Raw genomic sequence first — 2,371 nt, forward strand, 5'->3', positions numbered from 1 at the left:
GGTAAGACCACGGTATTACGAATGCTCATGACGCTCGAGACCATCAACGGCGGCGTCATATATGTGGATGGGAAGCCGCTCACCCATATGCCGAAGAACGGGGCTTTAGTGCCGGCCGACGCCAAATACCTCCGAAAGGCGCGATCTTCGATAGGAATGTGTTTCCAGCACTTCAATCTGTTCCCTCATATGACGGCAGTCGAAAACTGTATGGAGGGGCCGGTGCAAGTCCTCGGCCTGTCTCGCCGCGAAGCCAAGGAGCGAGCCGAAGAGCTTCTCTCGATGGTAGGAATGATCGACAAGAAAGACCAGCACCCTGCTCGTCTTTCCGGCGGCCAACAACAGCGGGTTGCCATCGCTCGGGCGCTGGCGATGAGGCCAAAGGTGATGTTGTTCGACGAGGTCACCTCCGCTCTCGATCCTGAAGTGATTGGAGAGGTCACGAATGTCATAAGAGACCTCGTCACCAAGCATAACCTGACGATGCTGATGGTCACTCACCAAATGGGATTTGCTCGTGATATTTCTGACCGCATCTGCTTTTTCTATGGCGGAAAAATCGAAGAGCAAGATACGCCCGAGGAGCTGTTCACTAATCCGAAGAGCAAACGGACCCAACAGTTCTTAAGCGCAGTCAAGGCAGCGGACTAAAATGGATCGGCAGGCACTCAAGGTAGGAATCGCTGGAATCGGTGCTATTGGTTCCGCAGTGGCGCAGGCATTGGACCGTGGAGAAATACCCGGCTGCAAGTTGGCGGCAATCTCGGCACGCAGTGCCGAACGTGCGGCAGAATTCGACGCTCTTCTGTCAAACACAGTTTCGCACGTGCCGCTGCAAGACATGGCGCAAGAGTGCGACATTGTTCTCGAAGCGCTCCCACCATCTATGTTCGATAAGGTTGCAGCTCCGACGCTCAAGGCGGGGAAGATCCTTGTAGCGATGTCTGGCAGCCAGCTTCTCGGAAGAGAGGATCTCGTAGAGCTAGGTCGCCGGTCTGGCGGTCGCATCGTCATACCGTCTGGGGCCATGCTTGGCCTCGATGCAATAAAGGCCACGGCGGTCGGCATAATCCATGAGGTGAAAATCGTTACTCGCAAGCCACCCAGCAGCCTCGTTGGCGCCCCATATATTGTCCGCACCGGACTGAAACTGGACAAACTCGACGATGCGATTTGCATTCTGCAAGGCACGGTCCTTGAAATCGCCAAGGAGTTTCCGTCGAACGTGAATGTGGCCGCGGCTGTTAGTTTGGCGGGGGTCGGCCCCGAGCGAACCAAGATGGAAATCTGGGCGGATCCCCGTCTGCAACTCAACACTCACACGCTGAGCGTTCGATCAGACAGTTCAGACTTCTCCATGTCGATTCAAAACCGCCCTAGTGACGAGAACCCCGCCACCGGTCGGATAACATCGCAGAGCGTTATAGCGTATTTGCGCCAGCTGAATGCTGTATTGCGCATTGGGACGTGATACCGGGCATCTGCCGCACTATCTGCAGGGGACGTTATGACAAGCATGGGCACACCAGCATCGAGAAGCATTAGCACCACCTCTTTGAGCAAAGATCACGACGAGGCTTCCGAAGTCGAAAGGCAACCCGCAGGCAAGCTGAGCAAGCAGGAGATTTATCTGGAGCTGCGTCGCCGAATATGTCTCCTCGATTATCAGCCGGGCAGCCGCTTGAATGAGCGGGAACTTGCATCGGAGTTCGGAGTGAGCAGAACGCCTCTGCGCACGGTCTTGCAGCGCTTGGAATATGACGGCTTGATCATCAGTCAGCATGGCAACGGTACTGAGGTCACATCGATCGACCTTGGTTCGATGCGAGACATCTATATCGTTCGTATGCGATTGATGGATGCCATGGCCGAATCCTCGCCGCTTCCGGTTACAGACGATATTCTCGTCGACATTCAGGAGTTAGAGCGGGCCTGCCGCGAACTGATGGGCAGCAAGGATAAGAGGCAGTTTGCAGAGATAATTATGCGCTTACATCAGGTTCTGCATGGCCTGAGCAGCAACGGCCCGCTCCGGGACTTCAATGATATCTTATTTTTTCAGTCCGCCAGATTCTGGTTCTTGCTTCTCGACAAGATGGATTTCGGACAGCAGGTTGAAGACCTTCTCGACGAACTTCGTATGATTCGGAGAAGCCTGGAACTGCGGGACGTTCGACTCGTGGCCACCGTACACAAGTCCCACTTGGCTATCGTGGTCTCGAGGCTGGATGCCATGGAAAATGCCGATTGACCGCGCGTGGTGCATGAGGACTCACATTCTGAGGAACTCGCTTGACCGACAGAGCTGCGCAATCATCCCACGCGTCGGAGGTCAGGCAGCCTTGCGGCGGTCGGCTTGCCTAATCGCGAA

At 55.3% G+C, this 2,371-nt stretch carries 3 protein-coding genes; all 3 read left to right on the plus strand.

Translation table 11 applies throughout. The annotated features are described in order from the left end of the window. Positions 1-651: amino acid ABC transporter ATP-binding protein (locus EOA60_RS29070; protein WP_245502633.1), on the plus strand; the 651-nt coding region annotated here is incomplete at its 5' end. Position 652: 1 nt separating this feature from the next. Beyond that, positions 653-1,471: an aspartate dehydrogenase gene (locus EOA60_RS29075; protein WP_127335797.1), complete on the plus strand. Its 819-nt coding sequence runs from the start codon at positions 653-655 to the stop codon at positions 1,469-1,471. 45 nt (positions 1,472-1,516) lie between these two features. Then, positions 1,517-2,251: a GntR family transcriptional regulator gene (locus EOA60_RS29080; protein ID WP_245479265.1), complete on the plus strand. Its 735-nt coding sequence runs from the start codon at positions 1,517-1,519 to the stop codon at positions 2,249-2,251. Positions 2,252-2,371: the final 120 nt, after the last annotated feature.

The organism is Mesorhizobium sp. M1A.F.Ca.IN.020.06.1.1, from assembly GCF_004023265.1.
GTDB lineage: Bacteria > Pseudomonadota > Alphaproteobacteria > Rhizobiales > Rhizobiaceae > Mesorhizobium.